The organism is Tateyamaria armeniaca (assembly GCF_045797845.1).
GTDB lineage: Bacteria > Pseudomonadota > Alphaproteobacteria > Rhodobacterales > Rhodobacteraceae > Tateyamaria > Tateyamaria armeniaca.
The window spans coordinates 3,426,727-3,444,611 of record NZ_JBHDIY010000002.1; the positions used below are offsets into that span (position 1 = coordinate 3,426,727).

Sequence of the window (17,885 nt, forward strand, 5' to 3'; positions counted from 1 at the left end):
TTGCGCGCAGTCGCGATTGCCACACGATGCCCTTGCGTCACAGCGGTGCTTTCCACTGCCCCTTTGGCCCGTTATAAGCGTCGCGATGCAAGGTGCGGGTCACCCCGTCGCCGATGCCACAGGGTTGAGGACAAGAATGAGCAACAAGAACCAGGACGCAGACGTCGCCTTTATTCAGGCGCTTGCAGAACTGCTGCGCGAGAACGATCTGACAGAACTTCAGGTCAAACGGGAATACGGTGAAGATGACAGCCTGAACGTGCGTGTATCGCGCCACTCGGGCCAGCAGATCGCCATGCAGGCCGCCCCCGCACCTGCCGCAGCCCCCGCACCGAGTGCTGCTGCCGCATCGGTCCCAGCGGCACAGGCCGCACCCGCCGCCGCAGACCCTGCCGAAGATCCGGGCGCTGTGCCCTCGCCCATGGTCGGCACCGTTTATATGCAGGCCGAACCGGGCGCGCCCGCCTTCATCAAGGTCGGGCAGGAAGTCTCCGAAGGCGACACGCTGCTGATCGTCGAGGCGATGAAAACCATGAACCACATCCCTGCCCCGCGCGCAGGCACCGTCAAACGCATCCTTGTGGACGACGGGGCGGCGGTCGAATTTGGCGCACCTCTGGTCATCCTCGAATAAGGAGGGACCGATGTTCAAGAAAATCCTGATTGCCAACCGTGGCGAAATCGCGCTGCGCGTCATCCGTGCCGCGCGCGAAATGGGCATTGCCAGTGTGGCTGTGCACTCGACCGCGGATGCGGACGCCATGCATGTGCGCATGGCCGACGAATCCGTCTGCATTGGCCCGCCCTCGTCAGCGCAATCCTACCTGTCTTTCCCGGCCATCATCTCGGCCTGCGAAATCACCGGGGCCGAGGCGATCCACCCCGGCTATGGATTCCTGTCGGAAAACGCGCAATTCGTGCAGATCGTCGAAGATCACGGCCTGACCTTTATCGGGCCGACCGCCGAACACATCCGCATCATGGGCGACAAGATCACCGCCAAGGACACGATGAAGGCGCTTGGCGTACCGTGCGTGCCCGGATCAGATGGCGGTGTGGCCACGCTGGACGAAGCCAAGGCGCTGGGTGAAGAGATGGGGTATCCCGTCATCATCAAGGCAACCGCAGGTGGCGGCGGGCGCGGCATGAAAGTGGCCCAGAACGCGTCCGAGATGGAGCGTGCCTTCATGACGGCGCGCTCTGAATCCAAGGCCGCGTTTGGCAATGACGAAGTCTATATCGAAAAGTATCTAACCACGCCGCGCCACATCGAAATCCAGGTCTTTGGCGACGGCAAGGGGCGTGCTGTGCATCTGGGCGAGCGGGACTGCTCGCTCCAGCGGCGCCACCAGAAGGTGCTGGAAGAGGCCCCCGGCCCCGCGATCAGTGCCGAAGAACGTGCCAAGATCGGCAAGGTTTGTGCCGATGCCGTGGCGCAGATCAACTATATCGGCGCGGGCACAATCGAATTCCTCTACGAAAAGGGCGAATTCTTCTTCATCGAAATGAACACGCGCCTGCAGGTCGAACACCCGGTCACCGAGGCGATCTTTGGTGTCGATCTGGTCCGCGAACAGATCCGCGTCGCCTCTGGCATGGATATGACATTCCAGCAGGACGAACTGGTCATCAACGGTCATTCGATCGAAGTGCGCCTGAACGCCGAAAAGCTGCCGAACTTCTCGCCCTCACCCGGTCGGATCACGCAATACCACGCGCCCGGCGGCCTTGGCGTGCGGATGGATTCCGCCCTTTATGACGGCTATCGCATCCCGCCCTATTACGACAGCCTGATCGGCAAACTGATTGTGCACGGGCGCGACCGGACCGAGGCGCTGGCACGGCTGGATCGGGCCTTGGGCGAGTTGATCATTGACGGCGTGGACACCACCATCCCCCTGTTCCACGAGTTGCTTGCCGAACAGGACATCCACACCGGCAACTACAACATCCACTGGCTTGAACGCTGGCTGGAAACGCATATCGGGTGAGGCGCGGCCCCATTCAGCACGCAAGGGTTGGTGTGCTTGCGGTCACGCCGTATCATCCGGCCCATCGCCAACCCGAACACAGACACGAGGGGCCATGACGGACAGCGCGTTGACGCCTGACCTGTTGTTGCACGGATATGCATCCGGCATCTTTCCGATGGCCGAGTCGCGCGATGATCCCGACATTTTCTGGGTCGATCCACGCATGCGGGGCGTGTTGCCGCTGGACGGGCTGCACATCTCGCGCTCGCTTGCGCGGGCGATGCGGCGCAGTGACTGGACGGTGCGCCTGGACACCGATTTTGCAGGTGTCGTGGACGGCTGCGCGGACCGGGCAGACACGTGGATCAACGCGGAAATCTATTCGCTTTACGGTGATCTTCATCACAGCGGCTTTGCCCACTCGGTCGAAATTTGGGATGAAAACCAAATGGTTGGCGGCGTGTATGGGGTCACGCTTGGGGCTGCGTTCTTTGGGGAGAGCATGTTTTCGCGCCGCACGAATGCCTCAAAAATGGCGCTGGCCGCGGCGGTCGATCATCTGGTGCAAACCGGGTTTGTGCTGTTCGACACGCAATTCCTCACGCCACATCTGGCCACACTTGGGGCCATCGAAATCACCCGCGCCGCCTATCGCAGACAGTTGGCCGAAGCGCTGGAACAGAATGGGCAGTTTGGCAGCATAGCGCCGCCAACGCTTCAGGACGTGGTGCAGCGCATGACCCAGATGTCATAACGCGCATGTTCCATCGCGCTGAGCGCCGGAGCAGAGGCGATCATCCATCCCGAAAACACCACGCCTTCGCGCCCCGTTTCGGTGATTTGCAAGCCCGCATAAGCATTCCCCGACGGGTTGCCAGCCGGATAGCGGCACTCGGTCAGCGTGATGTTGAGGCGTTCAAACTGCACGGTGCGTCCGGCAGGCAATTCGATGTCGACCACATTGCCGCTGATCTTATCGAGCCCGCGCAGCACTGCGCCCGATGCCGTTTCCGTCTCTTCCTGAGCCGACAGGCCGGTCGCCAGCAACAGCGCAAGCGCAAACAGGGCGCGCGCCATCACTGGCTGTCCCCGGACACGAATTTCAGCAACAGCGAAATCAGGCTGACCGCGCCTTGAGTGTCGGTGATCTCATCACCAGCGGCGAAGTAGAACGGTGATCCGCCGGGAACGATTTCAACGAAATTGCCGCCCAGCAGCCCTTCGGAACTGATGATGATCGCGCTGTCATCGGGCACCTGCGTTACGCTGCGCAACGAAACAACCGTGTCCGCGCGATAGGTCTCGGGGTTCAGCTCGACATCCGTGACAGTGCCCACTTTGACGCCTGCAAGGCGCACATCAGTGCCCACGTTCACGCCCTCAAGGCTGCGAAAGCTGGCCGTAAGGGGGTACGTGTCGCTGGTGCCTGTGCCAAGGCCCGCGACCTGCGCGCCATAGACCGCAAAACCGATGGCAGCCGCAAGAACGACGCCGCCAACCAGGACTTCGGTGGTGTTTTCCGCCATGTCCGGGGGTGCCTTATTCGGGCGTCCAGGCTTCGTAGTCGGCCCGGTCCGCAGGTTTCGCACGCCGGATCGAGCCCGCGGGCGCATAGGCCAGCGCGGTGCCCGTCAGGTTGGGCTGGTGCGGTTTTTCCCAATCCTTGCGCGGCAGCGGCTTGTCCGTGGGCGGCTCGTCCCAGGTGCGGTGCAGCCAACCGTGCCACTCGGGATCGACGCGGCTTGCCTCGACATCGCCATTGTAAATCACCCAGCGTTTTGAATCGTCCGCATTCTTGTAAAACACGTTGCCCTGCGCATCTTCGCCCACCTTGACGCCCTTGCGCCACGTGAACAGTTGCGTGTTCAGCGTTTGCCCGTCCCACCATGTGACCGCGCGCAGCAGAGTGTTGAAAATGCCCATCGTTTGCCTCCGACAATTGCTTACGTCTATGCCGCATCACCGCGCCCTCGTCCAGAGGACAAGGTGGCTCAGGTCGGCAGGATTGCGGTCACTTCGATCTCGATGCGGTCTTCGGGCGTGATCAGGCCGCATTCCGTGACTGTCGCGGCAGGCGGGTTGTCGCCAAAGGCTGCGCGCAGCATGGGCCAGCAGGGTTCGAATTCGTTGATGTCGGGTAGCATGTAGCTGACGCGCACCACGTGGGCAAAGTCGGTGCCGGCCTCTTTCAATGCAGCACCAATGATTTCGAGGGCCGAGGCGCATTGTTCCGTCGCCGTTGTGCCATGGCCCACAGTGCCCGCCACATGCACCCAGTCGCCTGCGACAACGGCGCGGCAATACCCGACTTTCGGTTCGTATTCACCACCGGAGGAGATGCGTTTGATCGTCATGACTCACCTTTTCGCTGTGATCTTGCGCATCGGGCACAGATTTAGCGCAAAGGTCAATTGCCCACGACGTCAGACGTGGCGCGCAAGACTGTCCAGCGAATGCGTCCAGCCGCCCTCAAATTCGCCCATCATTTCCGACCCGGCAAAGTTGACGATCTGCACATGCGCCTGCACCGCCGTGCCCGAACCCTCGGGCGACAGTTCAAACGTGGCAAGGCTCACGCCCAGCGTCTCGCCCTCTGCGCTCAGCGTTTCGGCATAGACCAGCCGCGTTGGCGCCTCCATCACGATCCAGTCGGTTGCCACATCCACATAAGGGTTTTCGCGGGGGCCCACGCGCGAGATCTCGCGCACGCCGGGGGCGGCATCGGGCTGGTTTTCGATGATCACAACGCTGTCCGCGTCGGGCGGCCCCCACGCCATGCGGTCCGCCGCCGAGGTCAGCGCCTGAAAGACGCGGGCGGGATCGGCCGTCATGGTGCGGGTGAATTCCAGCGTTCCGATGTCTGTGGTCATATCTTTTTCTCCGTATCCACTGCGTCAAGATGTGCGGCCAGCCGATCCATGGCCCCGCCCCAGCGCATCGCCTCTTGCGCCAGCCAGTCCTGCACGGGGCGCAACGCGCGCGGGTGCAGGTGGCAGGTGCGCACCCTCCCTTTTTTTCGGGTTGCGATCACGCCCGTCCGTTCAAGTTTGTCGATGTGTTTCAGAAAGCTCGGCAAGGCCATGTCGTGATGTTCAGCAAGGACAGACACAGTCTTTGGCCCAGTGCCAAGCGTCTGAATGACCGCGCGGCGCGTGGGGTCAGCCAGAGCGGCAAAAAGGGGCGTGAGATCATCCTGAATTTCGTTAGCCATATGGCTAACTAACGCGTCGCATGTGTTCGATCAATGCAAAACTTACCCAAATGGCTAAGTTTTATGCCAACGCAAAGAAAAAGCAGGCCTGAGCCTGCTTTTCTATGTTTCAGAGATGGGTCGCCCTACCCGGCCGATGCAGGCTCTTTTTCCGCCTCGGCATGGATCATCAGCGGTGCCGCATCCGAGGTCACAGCCTCTTCGTTCACGACCACTTCACTGACGGACTCAAGCCCCGGCAGATCGAACATCGTGTCGAGCAGGATATCTTCGAGGATTGAGCGCAAGCCGCGTGCACCTGTCTTGCGTTCAATCGCCCGCTTGGCAATGGCACTCAGCGCATCATCGGTAAAGGTCAGTTGCGTGTCTTCCAGCTCGAACAGGCGCTGGTACTGTTTGACCAGCGCGTTCTTGGGCTGGGTCAGGATGGTGACAAGCGCGTCCTCGTCCAGATCTTCCAGCGTCGCCAGTACAGGCAGACGACCGACGAATTCCGGGATCAGACCGAATTTCAGCAGATCTTCGGGCTCAAGCTCGGTGAAAATCTCGCCCACGCCGCGCGCATCATTGTCGCGTACATCCGCACCAAAGCCCATGGCCGAGCCCTTGCCGCGCTGCGCGATGATCTTGTCGAGACCTGCAAAGGCACCGCCGCAGATGAACAGGATGTTGGTCGTGTCCACCTGCAGGAATTCCTGCTGGGGATGCTTGCGCCCGCCCTGCGGCGGAACCGAAGCCACGGTGCCTTCCATCAGCTTCAAGAGCGCCTGTTGTACACCCTCGCCCGACACATCGCGGGTGATGGAGGGATTTTCGGACTTGCGCGTGATCTTGTCGACCTCGTCGATATAGACGATGCCGCGTTGGGCGCGTTCGACATTGTATTCCGAACTCTGCAGCAGTTTCAGAATGATGTTTTCGACGTCCTCGCCCACATAACCCGCCTCGGTCAGCGTGGTCGCGTCGGCCATGGTGAACGGCACGTCAAGAATGCGCGCCAGTGTCTGGGCCAGCAGTGTCTTGCCGCAGCCCGTGGGGCCGATGAGCAGGATGTTGGATTTTGCCAGTTCGATATCCCCGCCCTTCTGGGCGTGGTTGAGGCGCTTGTAGTGGTTGTGCACGGCGACCGAAAGCACACGTTTGGCCGTGGCCTGCCCGATCACGTAATCGTCCAGCACGCCGCAGATGTCGCGCGGGGTCGGCACACCATCGGTGGATTTCAGGCCGGACGCCTTTGTTTCCTCGCGGATGATGTCCATGCACAGCTCGACACACTCATCACAGATGAAAACGGTCGGGCCCGCAATCAGCTTGCGCACCTCATGCTGGCTTTTGCCGCAAAAGCTGCAATAGAGGGTGTTTTTGCTGTCGCCGCCCGAATTCGTGGCCATGTCGCGTCCTTCCCGGCAGATGCCGCAGTCTTTTGGAACCGGATCGAAATCCGGTATGTGCCCCGCTTGCGCCAGCTTAGGCCAGCCCCGCGGGGTCCACAATCGTCTTTTTCCCTTGTGAGGGCCTGCGCGAGCCTCAAAATGTCGCGCCTGCCCGGCCTTTGTTCAAAGCCTGTGCGAGCGCCTTAACTGTCGTCGTCATCCTTGGCGCGGTTTTCGACGATTTCGTCGATATGGCCCCATTCTTTGGCTTCTTCCGGGGTCATCCATGAATCGCGGTCCAGCGCCTGCTGAACAGTGTCGTAATCCTGACCCGAGTGTTTGACATAAAGCTGATACAGACGCTCGCGGGTCCGCTCGATATGGCGCGCCGAAATCAGGATGTCGGCGGCCATCCCTTGCGACCCACCCGAGGGCTGGTGCACCATCATTTCGGAGTTGGGCAGGGCAAAGCGCATCCCCGGCTCGCCGCCGATGGCGATCACGGAGCCCATGGAGGCCGCCATGCCGCAGATCAGGGTCGACACCTTGGGTTTAATGTACTGCATCGTGTCATAGATCGACAGGCCGGACGTCACCACGCCACCGGGCGAATTGACGTACATGCTGATTTCCTTGGAGGGATTTTCCGCCTCAAGATGCAGCAACTGGGCCACGACCAGCTGCGACATGCCGTCATGCACCGGACCGTTCACGAAAATGATCCGCTCCTTCAGCAGGCGGGAAAAGATATCATAGGCCCGCTCGCCCCGGCTGGTCTGTTCCACAACCATGGGCACCAGGTTGTTGGTAATATGAGCAAATTGTTCGATGGGATCACGCATGGGTTCTGCCTCGTCAAAGTGTTGCGAGACCATACCCGCAAACATCTTACCCGAGGTCTTAGTATCGGTGCCGGGGGCTGCAAGACCACCCGACCGCTTGAAGTGGCTTTCGATGCGGCTAGCTGAGGCGTCATGAAGGATGCCCTGACCCGTTTCCCGCCGACCCGCACTGCCGCCCTTGAGCGGTTGCAGCGCTTTGTGCCCCATGCCGGGCGCGACTATGCTGCGCGACGCAATTATGATCTGGGGCGGGATGGCCATGTTGGTGTGTCGACCCTCTCGCCCTATCTGCGCGCCCGTCTGATCACCGAGGCAGAGGTCCTTGAGGCCGTCCTTGGCCGTCACAGCGCGTCGGCGGCGCAAAAGTTCATTCAGGAAGTGTTCTGGCGCACCTATTGGAAGGGCTGGCTGGAATTGCGCCCGGGCGTGTGGGACCAGTATCAGACCTCTCTGAAACGGTGTCTGGACGATGTGCAGACCCAGTCGGGCCTGCGCGAAAGGTGGGAAGCCGCCTGCAAGGGCGAGACCGAGATCGACTGTTTCAACGCATGGGCGCAGGAACTGGTCGACACCGGCTACATGCACAACCACGCGCGCATGTGGTTCGCCTCGATCTGGGTTTTCACGCTGCGGCTGCCGTGGGAGTTGGGCGCGGATTTCTTTCTGCGGCATCTGCTGGATGGCGATCCGGCCTCCAACACGCTGAGCTGGCGCTGGGTGGCGGGGATACAGACACCGGGCAAGACCTATCTGGCACGCACCTCCAACATCTCGAAATATACCGAAGGGCGGTTTGCCCCCAAATGGCAACTGGCGGGCGAAGCAATTGCGCTTGACGGCCCGCCCAAGCCCGACATCACACCTTTGGCTGATCTTGCAGCACCAGACCTCGCAGCCCGCACCGGTCTGATCCTGCACAAAGACGACCTGAGCCCCGGCTTTCTACTGGATCAGGGGATCGCACCGGCTGCGACGGCCGTTGTGTCGGCGCGTGCGCGTCTGTCACCCCTGACCGTCGCCCCGCATGTCACTGAATTTGCGGCCCAAGCCGCCCATGACACTGTAGCGCGGTTCGGGGCGCGATTGGGGGCCATGTCGCACCCCGACGCAACGGCGCAGGCCCTTTGCGCGTGGGCGAACGCCGCCGGGCTGGAACAGATCGCAACCCCCTACGCACCCGTCGGCCCCGCCGCCGCGCTTGTGCACGCATTGTCCCGGCGCGAGGGCGCACCGCCGGTCCGGCAGGTGCGGCGTGACTATGACAGCGCGGCGTGGCCGCACGCAACACACGGGTTTTTCCGCTTCAAGGATAAGATACCAAAGCTGCTGGGCCAGATGCGTGGTCTGACACCAGCAGATTAGGGCATTATTTCAAGCAGTTGGTCAGGGACGTCGCCATATTCGCAAGCAACTGGCCGTACAGTTCCGGCCCAGGTGTCAGGGTGGCACCAATGGGGTCAATCTCGCCCAGTTGGGTCGCACCAAGCGCATCCAGAATGGCCGGATTGAATTGCGGCTCTGTCAGCGCACAGACGGCCCCCAGAGACGCGATTTCAGAACGCAATTCGGACAGCCGCGCGGCACTGGGTGCGGCCGCATCACCGGCGGACACAGCGCCCGCCGCCTCAAGTCCAAAGCGGTGTTCGAAATAGTGATAGGCGTCGTGGAACACGACAAAGGGGCGGCCTTTGACCGAGGCAATTTGTGCTTCAATATCGCCTTTCAGTGAATTGATATTGTTTGAAAAGATTGTGGCGTTCGCCGCATAGGTGTCGGCATTCTCCGGATCCAGATCCGCGAGTTGCGCGGCAATCACGCCAGCCCAGATCATCGCGTTGTCCGGGTCGAGCCAGGCATGCGGGTCGCCGCCCTCATGTGCGTCATGGTCGTGCGCATCGGCGTGATCTTCGTCATGGGCCTTGTCCGCGTCATGGTCATGCGCTTCTGCATGGTCGTGCGCGTGATCCTCGGCGTGGTCGTCTGCCTTGTCCTCATGTGCGTGGTCGTCTGCATGATCCTCATGCGTGTCGTCATGCGCGTCATGTGCATCGTCATGCCCGTGTTCATCCCCATGATCGTGATCATGCGCGGCAAATGTTGCGCCCTCACGTATGTCCAGCAGCTGCGTCTGCGGCAGGGTGAGCAATTCCAGAACCACAGCGTCGCCTGCAAGGCTCTCCACCGGCCCTTCCATCCATGGGGCAAGGCCATGCCCCATCCAGACCACCAGATCGGCTCGGTCAAGCGTTGCCGCCTCGGACGGGCGCATTGAATATCCGTGCGGGGACGCACCGGGCGGTACAATCAACGCAGGCTGACCCAGATCGCCCATGACGGCCGCCACGATGGAATGCACCGGCGCAATATCGACCGCAACGCGCGGCACATCCGCGACCGCGCCTGTCCCAATAATTCCAAGACCCAAAGCCAGATACCGCATGTACACTCCTGCCAGATTGATGATTCTTCTACTTGCTAAATGTTATGGTATAACATATCAATCCCGAACGCGACGCAGAAAGACCAGACCCCGCACATGTCCGCCATCGGCTTTCATTCTCATGACCACGCGCAGTGCGTGCGCACGACACTTGCGCGGGCCGAAGCGTATTGTGTTGAGAACAAACTGAAATTCACGCCCATCCGTCGACGCGCGCTTGAAATCCTGCTGGCAGAGCATCGCGCGCTGGGAGCGTATGACCTGCTGGCCGTTCTTGCAAAGGAAGGGTTGGGCACGGCCCCGCCTGTCGCCTACCGCGCGCTTGATTTCCTTACCTCTGCCGGGTTTGCGCACAAGATCGAAGGGCTGAACGCCTATATCGCCTGTGCCCATCTGGGCCAGGATCACGCGCCCGCCTTCTTGATCTGCACAAGCTGCAAATCCGTGGCCGAGGCCGAAACCGACGCAACCCAGGGCCGCCTGGGTGATGTCGCGCGCGCCACTGGGTTCACCATCAGCCACACCGTCATCGAAGCGCTTGGCCTGTGCCCGCAATGCCAGCCGGACCCGCCATGCGCCTGATCACCGCCACAGGACTGACCCTGCAGCAAGCCGGAAAAACGGTGATGCGCGATGTCGACATGCACATCGATCGCGGCGAGATCGTAACGCTGGTCGGGCCGAACGGATCGGGAAAATCAACTCTTATCAAGGGCTTGATTGGCGCAATTAAACCACTGCAGGGCACTGTGGATACTGTGCGCGGTCTGCGCATCGGATATGTTCCGCAAAGCCTGCATATGGACGGCTTGCTGCCGCTCACGGTGCGGCGATTCCTGTGCCTGCCCATTCGTCACGAGGCCGACGCAATGGCTCGCGCGCTCAGCGAAGCAGGCGTACCCGATCTGGCCGAAGCGCAGATGCGCACCTTGTCGGGGGGCCAGTTTCAGCGCGTCATGCTGGCCCGCGCCCTGCTGATGTCGCCGGACCTGCTGATCCTCGATGAGGCGACACAAGGGCTGGACCAGCCGGGTGCCGCGGATTTTTATCGCAAGATCGACCATGTCCGCACCCACCTCAACTGCGCTGTCCTGATGGTCAGCCACGATTTGCACGTGGTCATGGCCGCCTCGGACCGGGTGTTGTGCCTGAACGGCCATGTCTGCTGCGAAGGCACGCCAGAGGTGGTGCAGGACGCGCCCGAATACCGCGCCCTGTTCGGCACCGGCGCACAAGGCGCATTCGCGATCTACCGCCATCAACACGATCACGATCATCACCACCACGACGAACACGAGCACGACCATGCTTGATGATTTCATGGTACGCGCAGGTCTGGCCGGTATCGGCACCGCACTTGCGGCCGCCCCTTTGGGCTGTTTCGTGGTGTGGCGGCGGATGGCCTATTTCGGCGATGCAACTGCCCATGCGGCCCTGCTGGGCGTTGCGCTGTCGCTCGCCTTTCAGGGGCCGATCATGCTGGGTGTGCTGGCGACGGCCCTGATCATGGCGCTGATGGTCCAAGGGCTGTCGGGGCGCGGACTGGCCGAAGACACGTTGCTGGGCGTGCTGGCCCATGCCGCCCTTGCCATTGGTCTGGTTGCTGTGTCGTTCCTGTCAGGCGCACGGATGGACCTCATGGGCTATCTTTTTGGCGATATCCTTGCGGTCACGGTTTTCGACCTTGGCCTCATCTGGGCCGGTGCGGCAGCGGTCATCGGCCTTCTGGCCTGGCGCTGGCAACGCCTGCTGACGGCCACGCTGAACCCCGATCTTGCGCAAGCCAGCGGCATATCTTCGCGCGCAGAGCAGATGGTGCTGACGATCGCGCTGGCTTTGACCGTCGCTGTCGCGATCAAGGCGGTCGGGGCACTGCTGATCGGCGCACTGCTGATCATCCCGCCGGCCGCCGCACGCCCGCTTGCGCGCACGCCCGAGGCGATGGCGCTGATCACCGCCGCCATCGGGTCGGGCGCTGCAATTGCGGGTCTTGGGTCGTCTTTCCAGTTCGACACGCCGACGGGCCCCACAATCGTCTGTGTCGCCGCAGCTCTGTTCTGTCTGACGGCCATTGCCGGTCGTTTGCGCGCCTGACGCCCACTCAGACGCTCAGATAGGTGTCGGCCACTGTCCCATCCAGTGCATCCAGCGATCCGTCCCACACGGATCGCCCGCGTTCGATGATCACCGCGCGATCCGCCATCCGGCGCAATTCAGCCAGCGACTTGTCGACCACCAGCAGGGCAAGGCCGGTCTCGGTCTTGAGGCGTGTCAGCGCGGCCCAGATTTCCTGCCGGACCACGGGGGCCAGCCCCTCGGTCGCCTCGTCCAGCACCAGCAGGCGCGGATTTGTCATCAGCGCGCGCCCGATGGCCAGCATCTGCTGCTCGCCCCCCGACAGGCTGTGCGCGCCCTGATCGCGCCGTTCGGCAAGACGCGGAAACAAGGCCGCAACGCCATCGAAATCCCACAGGCCGGGGCGCGCGGCGGCGATCAGGTTCTCAAACACTGTGAGGTTCGGAAAACAGCGCCGCCCCTCGGGCACCAGCCCGATACCGGCACGCGCGGCCCGGTGCGGCGGCACATGCGCCATGTCCTGCCCGTCAAAGCGCACATCGCCGCCAGAGTGCCGCAACAGGCGACACAGCACCTTGATCGTCGTGGATTTGCCCATCCCGTTGCGCCCCATCAGCGCGACAACCTCGCCCTCGCCCACAGTCAGATCGACGCCGAACAGCGCCTGCGACGGTCCATAGGCCGCCTCGATCCCGCGCATCTCAAGCAAGCTCACGGCATCTCCTCACCCAGATAGGCAGCGCGCACATCACGGTTGGCGCGGATGTCTTCTGCTGTGCCGGTGGCGATGATCTGGCCATAGACCAGCACTGAAATCCGGTCAGCCAGCGCAAAAACAGCGTCCATATCATGTTCGACCAGCAGGATCGGCGCGTCGCGGCGCAAACTGTCCAGAAAGGCAGTCATGCGTTTTGACCCTTCCCCGCCCAGCCCCGCCATCGGTTCATCCATCAGGAACGCTTTGGGTTCCAGCGTCAACGCCACGGCCACTTCCAGCAAGCGGCGCTGCCCGTGGCTGAGGTCTGCGGTGCGCTTTGCGGCATGTTCCATAAGGCCGACGCGCTCGAGTGCCGCTTCGGCCCGGGCGCGCAACTCGGCATCCCGCATCACCGGCTTGAAGAACCGCCAGACCGACCCGCCTGCCCCAAGCGCGCCCAGAACGGCGTTTTGCAGAACAGAAAACTCCATTGCCAGTGCGCTGATCTGAAAGGTGCGCCCCAGCCCTGCCTGCGCGCGCGCCGCCGTGCCCAGCGGTGTCACATCCGCACCTGCAAAGACGATCTGCCCGGCATCCGGTGACAGCCCGCCAGCGACCTGCGCGATCAGCGTGGATTTGCCCGCCCCGTTGGGCCCGATCAGCGCGTGGATTTCGCCGGGGTTTAATGTCAGGCTCACGTTGTCGGTGGCCCTCAGCGCACCAAAGCTCTTGCGCAGCCCTTTGATATCCAGCAGCGCCTCAGTCATCCGCCACCTCGCGGCCGGCCAGCGATCCGATCAGACCACCCCGGGCAAAAAGCACCACCAACAGCAGGATCGCCCCGACATAGATCAGCCAGAACTCACTGACACCACTGAGCGTGTGTTCTAGCAACACGAACAGGCATGCCCCCGCAACCGGGCCGAACAGCCGCCCGATGCCGCCCAGAACCACGAAGACGATGAATTCGCCCGACATCTGCCAACTGAACATGGTGGGCGAGACAAAGCGGTTGAGATCGGCAAAGAGCGCGCCCGCCAGCCCCGTCACAGCGCCGGAGATCACGAAGGCCACAAGGCGCAGACGGAACGGAGACAGGCCGACGGTTTCAACACGCGCCGGGTTCTGGCGCGCTGCGCTCAGCGCCATGCCAAAGGGGATCGGGCAATCCGGCTCATCCCCCAGAGAACGAGGCTAAGCAGGGCAAAGACGAGGGCAAAAAACTGGATCGGCTCCAGCGTGTTGAGCCCCGGAAAGGCGTTGCGTACATAGATGCTGAGGCCGTCTTCGCCCCCGTAGGCGGGCCAGGAAATCGAGAAATAGTAGAACATCTGCCCGAAGGCCAGCGTGATCATGATGAAGTAGACGCCCGAGGTGCGCAAAGACAGCAAACCGATGATCAGCGCGGCAAGGGCACTGCTGAGGATGGCCACCAGCCATATCACCGGCATGGACTTGGTGCCTTCGATCACGATCCATCCGTCATAGAGTGGTGCATAGCTTTGGGCGTGGCTGGCAAGGATGCCCATTGCATAGCCCCCCAACCCGAAGAATACCGCGTGCCCAAGGCTGACCAGACCACCCAGCCCAAGGGCAAGGTTGAGCCCCACCGCCGCGAGCGCAAGGATCGCGGCGCGTGTGGCCAGAGTGATGGTGAACGGTTCGTCCATAATCAGTGCCGCCACGGCCAGCAGCGGAAGTGCGAGGAACACGGCTGTGTTGATCGCCCCCTCGCGCGTCATGGTGCGGCCCCGTAAAGGCCCGTGGGGCGGTAGATCAGGACAACGGCCATCAGGATGTAGATCGCCATGGATGCCAAAGCGGAGCCGATTGAGGTGGCGGTGGACGCATCGAGAAATACACCGAAGGCCAGCGGCAGCAGCACACCGCCCAGCGTGTCCGTCAGCCCGACCAGCAGGGCACCCACCAGCGCGCCCTTGATCGACCCGATCCCGCCGATGACGATCACGACAAAGGCGAGGATCAGCACCGGTTCGCCCATGCCCACCTGCACGGACTGGATTGCACCGACAAGTGCACCTGCAAGCCCTGCGAGTGCGGCCCCAAGCGCAAAGACAATCGTGTAAAGTCGCGAGATATCAACGCCCAAGGCCCCGATCATTTCGCGGTCGCTTTCACCGGCGCGGATCTGGATGCCGATGCGCGTGCGCGCGATCAGCAGGAACAGACCCACCGCAACCGCAAGCCCCACGGCGATGATCAGCAGCCGATAGGCCGGATATTGAATGCCGCCGGGCAGCGTGACGGGGCCTGCAAAGGCCGATGGAACGTCCAGGTACAGCGGGAACGAACCAAAGAGCCACCGCGTCCCTTCAGAAAAGATCAGGATCAGTGCGAAGGTGGCCAGCACCTGATCAAGGTGGTCGCGGTCATAGAGCCGCCGGATTACCGTCACCTCGACGATCGCACCCGCAGCGGCGGCGGCAGCAAGGCTCGCCATCAACGCCAGCACAAATGACCCCGTTGCGCCCGCGACGGCGGCGGCGGCAAAGGCCCCGATCATGTAGAGTGAACCATGGGCCAGATTGATCAGGCCCATGACCCCGAAAATCAGCGTCAGACCAGCGGCCATCAGGAACAACATGATCCCCGATTGCAGCCCGTTCAACACCTGCTCGATCAGCAAAAGGGTGGTCATCTACCCCTGCCCTGCCGCGCACACTTACCCGGCAGGCCCTTGACAAAATTGAGGAAACTGTCCCGGCACCGAGGCCGGGACACATGGCTTACATCTTGCAGTCAGCGCCGTAGACATCCGTGTGGTTTGTCGCGGCCACGCCGATCACCTTGTTGGTGACGATGTCGCCTTCCTTGACCACTTCGCGCATATAGACGGTCTGGATCGGGTGGTGGTTGTCGCCAAAGGCAAATTCACCACGCACCGACTGGAAATCGGCCTCTTTCAATGCCGCCCGGAACGCATCGGCGTCGGACACATCCGCCTTGGCAGCGGCGGACACCAGCAACAGGCCAGTGTCATAGCCCTGCGCTGCGTAAAGTGATGGCAGGCGCCCGTATTCCGCCTGAAACGCTTCGACGAATTCGGCGTTGCCCGGCACGTCGAGGTCCTTGGACCAGTGCGCGGTGTTCTTGACCCCAAGGGCCGCCTCGCCAATCGCGCCGAGAATGCCCTGATCAAAGCTGAACGCCGGGCCCGCGACGGGTTTGTCCACGCCCGAACCTGCATATTGCTTCATAAAGGAGATCCCCATGCCACCGGGCAGGAAGAAATAGACCTGATCGGCGTCACTGGCGCGGATCTGCGCGATTTCAGCGGCGTAGTCGGTCTGGCCCAGTGTGGTATAGACTTCCTCGGTCACCTCGCCTTTGAAAAAGCGTTTGAACCCGGCCATCATGTCCTGACCCGCAGGATAGTTGGGGGCCATCAGGAACACTTTACCGACGCCCTCATTGCTCAGATAGGCGCCTGCTGCTTCGGAAAACGCGTCATTCTGCCAGCTGACGTTGAAATAGTTCGGGCTGCACCCGCGCCCGGCCAGTGCCGAGGGTCCTGCATTCGGGCTGAGGTAAAATTTGTCCTGCGCCGTGGCCGACGGGACAACCGCCATCGCGAGGTTTGACCAGATGATGCCCGTCAGCACGTCAACCTTTTCAGACTGGATCAGCTTGTCGGCGAGGCCAACGGCAATGTCGGGCTTGCGTTGATCGTCCTCAATCACCGTTTCGATCATGTCGTTGCCCTTGGTCGCCAGCAAAAAGCCATCGCGCACGTCAATGCCAAGCCCCGCACCGCCGCCCGAAAGCGTGGTGATCATACCCACTTTGACCTTGCCGCCATGCCCGTCCGCGACTGCAAACGAACCCATCGCGGCCATACAGACCGCCGTTGCCACCATATGTTTGATGCGCATTATTCACTCCCTGATTGTATCGGTGCATTCGCCCCGGTTTTCTGGGGCCATCAAGCACTTATCCCGTCCCGTCCTGTCAAGCCGATTGGGTGGAATGCGGTGCAATACGGGCGCGTTTTCCGGATTGGGGCTTGGGTGAGTGATCGGTTTTCACATCTCATGTGTAGCTTGAGGTATGTATGATAAATTCATGATAATTCTTCATAAATAAGTTATCCACAGTCACCATTGCAAGAGTATCGCCGCCTTCGAACCCGCTCGATACTCGCTTCACGCAATAAAATGCAGCCTCTCGGCACGCATGGCTTGCGTCATCCTCGGCCTACTCCCTCACCCGGCAATCAGTCCGCAGCACGAAGGTCATACATCTGGTCTCTCGTCCCCGCCCCGGTTAAGACCTGCTTCCAATCGCACACCAGACCGGGACACAGACCACCATGACACCCAATACGCGCGTCGTTTTGTCGAGCGATCACGCCGCCATCGCTTTGCGTCAGACCATCGCAACCCATATCTCCGGCCTTGGATGGGAGGTTGAGGATATCGGACCGACAACGCCGGAAAGCACGCATTACCCCGAACACGGGCGCGCGGCAGCCCTGCGGGTTGCATCGGGCGATTGTGGATTGGGCATTGTCCTGTGCGGCACAGGTCAGGGCATCATGATGGCCGCCAACAAGGTGCAGGGTATCCGTTGCGGTGTGTGTTCTGACACGTTTTCGGCCCGCATGATCCGCCAGCACAACAATGCCAACATGCTCGCGCTTGGCGCGCGCGTTGTGGGCGAAGGGCTGGCCATAGAAATCGTCGATGCGTTCCTTGCGTCGAAATTCGAGGGCGGACGCCATGCAACCCGCGTCGATATGATTGAGCCCGTCGCTGGGGACTGAACACCCCGGTTTTGCACAACTGCGCGTCTGATGTGAGCAATTTGCAACTTCTTAAGGAGGCCATGGAATTCTGCGCCCGCCAGAATCACCAAGGATCCTCAGATGGGCGAACCCAAAATGCGTGCCAGTGGAAACCCCATTGCGTCCGTGCATTCGATTTTCTTCAAGTGCATTGTTTTGCTGGTGGTTTTCTGTGCGCTGATCGTCGGTGTGCTGACGTTCAAATCGCTGCAGGCGTCAAACGCATTGGCAACGGACATGGTTCTGGAATTCGGCGACGAAATCGTGGCCCATCTCGCTGAACATATTGCGCCTATCGTTCAGGCGCAGGATGCCGAGGCCGTGGCCGAAGTCATGTACACCACTGAAAAATCCATGAATCGCGGTACCGCAGGGGTCGTCGTGCTGGACCGCGACGGTGCAATCCTGATGGAAAAAATGCGTGACGGAAATTCGTCCCGCATGATGCGTGCCATTGCCCAAGAGGTTC

Annotated in this window: 21 protein-coding genes and 1 pseudogene; 8 read left to right on the forward strand and 14 right to left on the reverse strand. The window is 61.6% G+C overall.

Annotated elements, in window-relative coordinates:
• The first annotated feature begins 136 nt into the window (after positions 1 to 136).
• From accB to aat, 3 genes are all read left to right on the forward strand, one after another.
• Positions 137 to 634 (forward strand): acetyl-CoA carboxylase biotin carboxyl carrier protein, encoded by a 498-nt coding sequence (accB, locus tag ACERZ8_RS17445; protein ID WP_407593418.1) that lies wholly within the window; start codon positions 137 to 139, stop codon positions 632 to 634.
• 10 nt (positions 635 to 644) lie between these two features.
• Positions 645 to 1,991 carry an acetyl-CoA carboxylase biotin carboxylase subunit gene (gene accC, locus ACERZ8_RS17450; RefSeq protein WP_407593419.1) on the forward strand — a complete coding sequence of 449 codons (1,347 nt, stop codon included), beginning with the start codon at positions 645 to 647 and terminating at the stop codon, positions 1,989 to 1,991.
• Between the two features lie 94 nt (positions 1,992 to 2,085).
• Complete coding sequence (aat, locus tag ACERZ8_RS17455) at positions 2,086 to 2,727, forward strand: leucyl/phenylalanyl-tRNA--protein transferase (protein ID WP_407593420.1); 642 nt, start codon at positions 2,086 to 2,088, stop codon at positions 2,725 to 2,727.
• On the opposite strand, the gene ACERZ8_RS17460 is transcribed toward aat, so the two are convergent.
• From ACERZ8_RS17460 to ACERZ8_RS17495, 8 genes are all read right to left on the reverse strand, one after another.
• The gene (locus tag ACERZ8_RS17460; RefSeq protein ID WP_407593421.1) at positions 2,691 to 3,050 is read right to left on the reverse strand and encodes a DUF2155 domain-containing protein; all 360 of its coding nucleotides are present in this window, start codon (positions 3,048 to 3,050) and stop codon (positions 2,691 to 2,693) included. The genes aat and ACERZ8_RS17460 overlap by 37 nt on opposite strands.
• Entirely contained in the window at positions 3,050 to 3,499 is a 450-nt protein-coding gene (mlaD, locus tag ACERZ8_RS17465; protein ID WP_407593422.1) for an outer membrane lipid asymmetry maintenance protein MlaD, read from the reverse strand. Before mlaD ends, ACERZ8_RS17460 begins: the two co-directional genes overlap by 1 nt.
• 13 nt (positions 3,500 to 3,512) lie before the next feature.
• Complete coding sequence (locus ACERZ8_RS17470) at positions 3,513 to 3,896, reverse strand: NADH:ubiquinone oxidoreductase subunit NDUFA12 (protein ID WP_407593423.1); 384 nt, start codon at positions 3,894 to 3,896, stop codon at positions 3,513 to 3,515.
• Between the two features lie 68 nt (positions 3,897 to 3,964).
• Complete coding sequence (locus ACERZ8_RS17475) at positions 3,965 to 4,327, reverse strand: Rid family hydrolase (protein WP_407593424.1); 363 nt, start codon at positions 4,325 to 4,327, stop codon at positions 3,965 to 3,967.
• A gap of 69 nt (positions 4,328 to 4,396) precedes the next feature.
• Positions 4,397 to 4,843, reverse strand: coding sequence for an SRPBCC domain-containing protein (locus ACERZ8_RS17480; protein ID WP_407593425.1), 447 nt, complete (start codon positions 4,841 to 4,843; stop codon positions 4,397 to 4,399).
• On the reverse strand, positions 4,840 to 5,184 hold the full coding sequence (locus ACERZ8_RS17485) for an ArsR/SmtB family transcription factor (protein WP_407593426.1): 345 nt from the start codon (positions 5,182 to 5,184) through the stop codon (positions 4,840 to 4,842). Before ACERZ8_RS17485 ends, ACERZ8_RS17480 begins: the two co-directional genes overlap by 4 nt.
• 125 nt (positions 5,185 to 5,309) lie before the next feature.
• Positions 5,310 to 6,575, reverse strand: a complete 1,266-nt coding sequence (gene clpX, locus ACERZ8_RS17490; RefSeq protein WP_407593427.1) for an ATP-dependent Clp protease ATP-binding subunit ClpX — start codon at positions 6,573 to 6,575, stop codon at positions 5,310 to 5,312.
• Positions 6,576 to 6,760: 185 nt separating this feature from the next.
• Positions 6,761 to 7,399: an ATP-dependent Clp protease proteolytic subunit gene (locus tag ACERZ8_RS17495; protein ID WP_407594309.1), complete on the reverse strand. Its 639-nt coding sequence runs from the start codon at positions 7,397 to 7,399 to the stop codon at positions 6,761 to 6,763.
• A gap of 132 nt (positions 7,400 to 7,531) precedes the next feature.
• Here ACERZ8_RS17495 and ACERZ8_RS17500 point away from each other — a divergent pair, with 132 nt between their 5' ends.
• Positions 7,532 to 8,761, forward strand: a complete 1,230-nt coding sequence (locus tag ACERZ8_RS17500; protein ID WP_407593429.1) for an FAD-binding domain-containing protein — start codon at positions 7,532 to 7,534, stop codon at positions 8,759 to 8,761.
• Between the two features lie 4 nt (positions 8,762 to 8,765).
• On the opposite strand, the gene ACERZ8_RS17505 is transcribed toward ACERZ8_RS17500, so the two are convergent.
• Positions 8,766 to 9,839 carry a zinc ABC transporter substrate-binding protein gene (locus ACERZ8_RS17505; RefSeq protein WP_407593430.1) on the reverse strand — a complete coding sequence of 358 codons (1,074 nt, stop codon included), beginning with the start codon at positions 9,837 to 9,839 and terminating at the stop codon, positions 8,766 to 8,768.
• Between the two features lie 96 nt (positions 9,840 to 9,935).
• Between ACERZ8_RS17505 and ACERZ8_RS17510 the strand changes: the two genes are divergently transcribed.
• Genes ACERZ8_RS17510 through ACERZ8_RS17520 form a run of 3 tightly spaced genes read left to right on the forward strand, consistent with a single transcriptional unit; the run spans position 9,936 to position 11,933 of the window.
• Complete coding sequence (locus ACERZ8_RS17510; RefSeq protein ID WP_407594310.1) at positions 9,936 to 10,421, forward strand: transcriptional repressor; 486 nt, start codon at positions 9,936 to 9,938, stop codon at positions 10,419 to 10,421.
• Positions 10,412 to 11,152 carry an ATP-binding cassette domain-containing protein gene (locus ACERZ8_RS17515; RefSeq protein WP_407593431.1) on the forward strand — a complete coding sequence of 247 codons (741 nt, stop codon included), beginning with the start codon at positions 10,412 to 10,414 and terminating at the stop codon, positions 11,150 to 11,152. The genes ACERZ8_RS17510 and ACERZ8_RS17515 overlap by 10 nt, the downstream gene beginning before the upstream one ends.
• The gene (locus ACERZ8_RS17520) at positions 11,145 to 11,933 is read left to right on the forward strand and encodes a metal ABC transporter permease (RefSeq protein WP_407593432.1); all 789 of its coding nucleotides are present in this window, start codon (positions 11,145 to 11,147) and stop codon (positions 11,931 to 11,933) included. Before ACERZ8_RS17515 ends, ACERZ8_RS17520 begins: the two co-directional genes overlap by 8 nt.
• A gap of 7 nt (positions 11,934 to 11,940) precedes the next feature.
• On the opposite strand, the gene ACERZ8_RS17525 is transcribed toward ACERZ8_RS17520, so the two are convergent.
• The 5 genes and pseudogenes from ACERZ8_RS17525 to ACERZ8_RS17545 form a co-directional block, all read right to left on the reverse strand.
• Positions 11,941 to 12,630, reverse strand: coding sequence for an ABC transporter ATP-binding protein (locus tag ACERZ8_RS17525; RefSeq protein ID WP_407593433.1), 690 nt, complete (start codon positions 12,628 to 12,630; stop codon positions 11,941 to 11,943).
• Complete coding sequence (locus ACERZ8_RS17530; protein ID WP_407593434.1) at positions 12,627 to 13,379, reverse strand: ABC transporter ATP-binding protein; 753 nt, start codon at positions 13,377 to 13,379, stop codon at positions 12,627 to 12,629. Before ACERZ8_RS17530 ends, ACERZ8_RS17525 begins: the two co-directional genes overlap by 4 nt.
• Positions 13,372 to 14,354, reverse strand: a pseudogene (locus ACERZ8_RS17535) (branched-chain amino acid ABC transporter permease). The gene ACERZ8_RS17530 and the pseudogene ACERZ8_RS17535 overlap by 8 nt, the downstream one beginning before the upstream one ends.
• Positions 14,351 to 15,271 carry a branched-chain amino acid ABC transporter permease gene (locus ACERZ8_RS17540; RefSeq protein ID WP_407593435.1) on the reverse strand — a complete coding sequence of 307 codons (921 nt, stop codon included), beginning with the start codon at positions 15,269 to 15,271 and terminating at the stop codon, positions 14,351 to 14,353. The pseudogene ACERZ8_RS17535 and the gene ACERZ8_RS17540 overlap by 4 nt, the downstream one beginning before the upstream one ends.
• Positions 15,272 to 15,359: 88 nt before the next feature.
• Positions 15,360 to 16,505, reverse strand: a complete 1,146-nt coding sequence (locus tag ACERZ8_RS17545) for an ABC transporter substrate-binding protein (protein WP_407593436.1) — start codon at positions 16,503 to 16,505, stop codon at positions 15,360 to 15,362.
• A gap of 437 nt (positions 16,506 to 16,942) precedes the next feature.
• Between ACERZ8_RS17545 and rpiB the strand changes: the two genes are divergently transcribed.
• Entirely contained in the window at positions 16,943 to 17,395 is a 453-nt protein-coding gene (rpiB, locus tag ACERZ8_RS17550; protein WP_407593437.1) for a ribose 5-phosphate isomerase B, read from the forward strand.
• Positions 17,396 to 17,885 lie beyond the last annotated feature (490 nt).

What these genes read in the sequence shown, in the direction of transcription:
- accB (WP_407593418.1), top strand. Translation starts at nt 137, where the DNA reads ATGAGCAACAAGAACCAGGACGCAGACGTCGCCTTTATTCAGGCGCTT.
- accC (WP_407593419.1), top strand. Translation starts at nt 645, where the DNA reads ATGTTCAAGAAAATCCTGATTGCCAACCGTGGCGAAATCGCGCTGCGC.
- aat (WP_407593420.1), top strand. Translation starts at nt 2,086, where the DNA reads ATGACGGACAGCGCGTTGACGCCTGACCTGTTGTTGCACGGATATGCA.
- ACERZ8_RS17460 (WP_407593421.1), bottom strand. Translation starts at nt 3,050, where the DNA reads ATGGCGCGCGCCCTGTTTGCGCTTGCGCTGTTGCTGGCGACCGGCCTG.
- mlaD (WP_407593422.1), bottom strand. Translation starts at nt 3,499, where the DNA reads ATGGCGGAAAACACCACCGAAGTCCTGGTTGGCGGCGTCGTTCTTGCG.
- ACERZ8_RS17470 (WP_407593423.1), bottom strand. Translation starts at nt 3,896, where the DNA reads ATGGGCATTTTCAACACTCTGCTGCGCGCGGTCACATGGTGGGACGGG.
- ACERZ8_RS17475 (WP_407593424.1), bottom strand. Translation starts at nt 4,327, where the DNA reads ATGACGATCAAACGCATCTCCTCCGGTGGTGAATACGAACCGAAAGTC.
- ACERZ8_RS17480 (WP_407593425.1), bottom strand. Translation starts at nt 4,843, where the DNA reads ATGACCACAGACATCGGAACGCTGGAATTCACCCGCACCATGACGGCC.
- ACERZ8_RS17485 (WP_407593426.1), bottom strand. Translation starts at nt 5,184, where the DNA reads ATGGCTAACGAAATTCAGGATGATCTCACGCCCCTTTTTGCCGCTCTG.
- clpX (WP_407593427.1), bottom strand. Translation starts at nt 6,575, where the DNA reads ATGGCCACGAATTCGGGCGGCGACAGCAAAAACACCCTCTATTGCAGC.
- ACERZ8_RS17495 (WP_407594309.1), bottom strand. Translation starts at nt 7,399, where the DNA reads ATGCGTGATCCCATCGAACAATTTGCTCATATTACCAACAACCTGGTG.
- ACERZ8_RS17500 (WP_407593429.1), top strand. Translation starts at nt 7,532, where the DNA reads ATGAAGGATGCCCTGACCCGTTTCCCGCCGACCCGCACTGCCGCCCTT.
- ACERZ8_RS17505 (WP_407593430.1), bottom strand. Translation starts at nt 9,839, where the DNA reads ATGCGGTATCTGGCTTTGGGTCTTGGAATTATTGGGACAGGCGCGGTC.
- ACERZ8_RS17510 (WP_407594310.1), top strand. Translation starts at nt 9,936, where the DNA reads ATGTCCGCCATCGGCTTTCATTCTCATGACCACGCGCAGTGCGTGCGC.
- ACERZ8_RS17515 (WP_407593431.1), top strand. Translation starts at nt 10,412, where the DNA reads ATGCGCCTGATCACCGCCACAGGACTGACCCTGCAGCAAGCCGGAAAA.
- ACERZ8_RS17520 (WP_407593432.1), top strand. Translation starts at nt 11,145, where the DNA reads ATGCTTGATGATTTCATGGTACGCGCAGGTCTGGCCGGTATCGGCACC.
- ACERZ8_RS17530 (WP_407593434.1), bottom strand. Translation starts at nt 13,379, where the DNA reads ATGACTGAGGCGCTGCTGGATATCAAAGGGCTGCGCAAGAGCTTTGGT.
- ACERZ8_RS17540 (WP_407593435.1), bottom strand. Translation starts at nt 15,271, where the DNA reads ATGACCACCCTTTTGCTGATCGAGCAGGTGTTGAACGGGCTGCAATCG.
- ACERZ8_RS17545 (WP_407593436.1), bottom strand. Translation starts at nt 16,505, where the DNA reads ATGCGCATCAAACATATGGTGGCAACGGCGGTCTGTATGGCCGCGATG.
- rpiB (WP_407593437.1), top strand. Translation starts at nt 16,943, where the DNA reads ATGACACCCAATACGCGCGTCGTTTTGTCGAGCGATCACGCCGCCATC.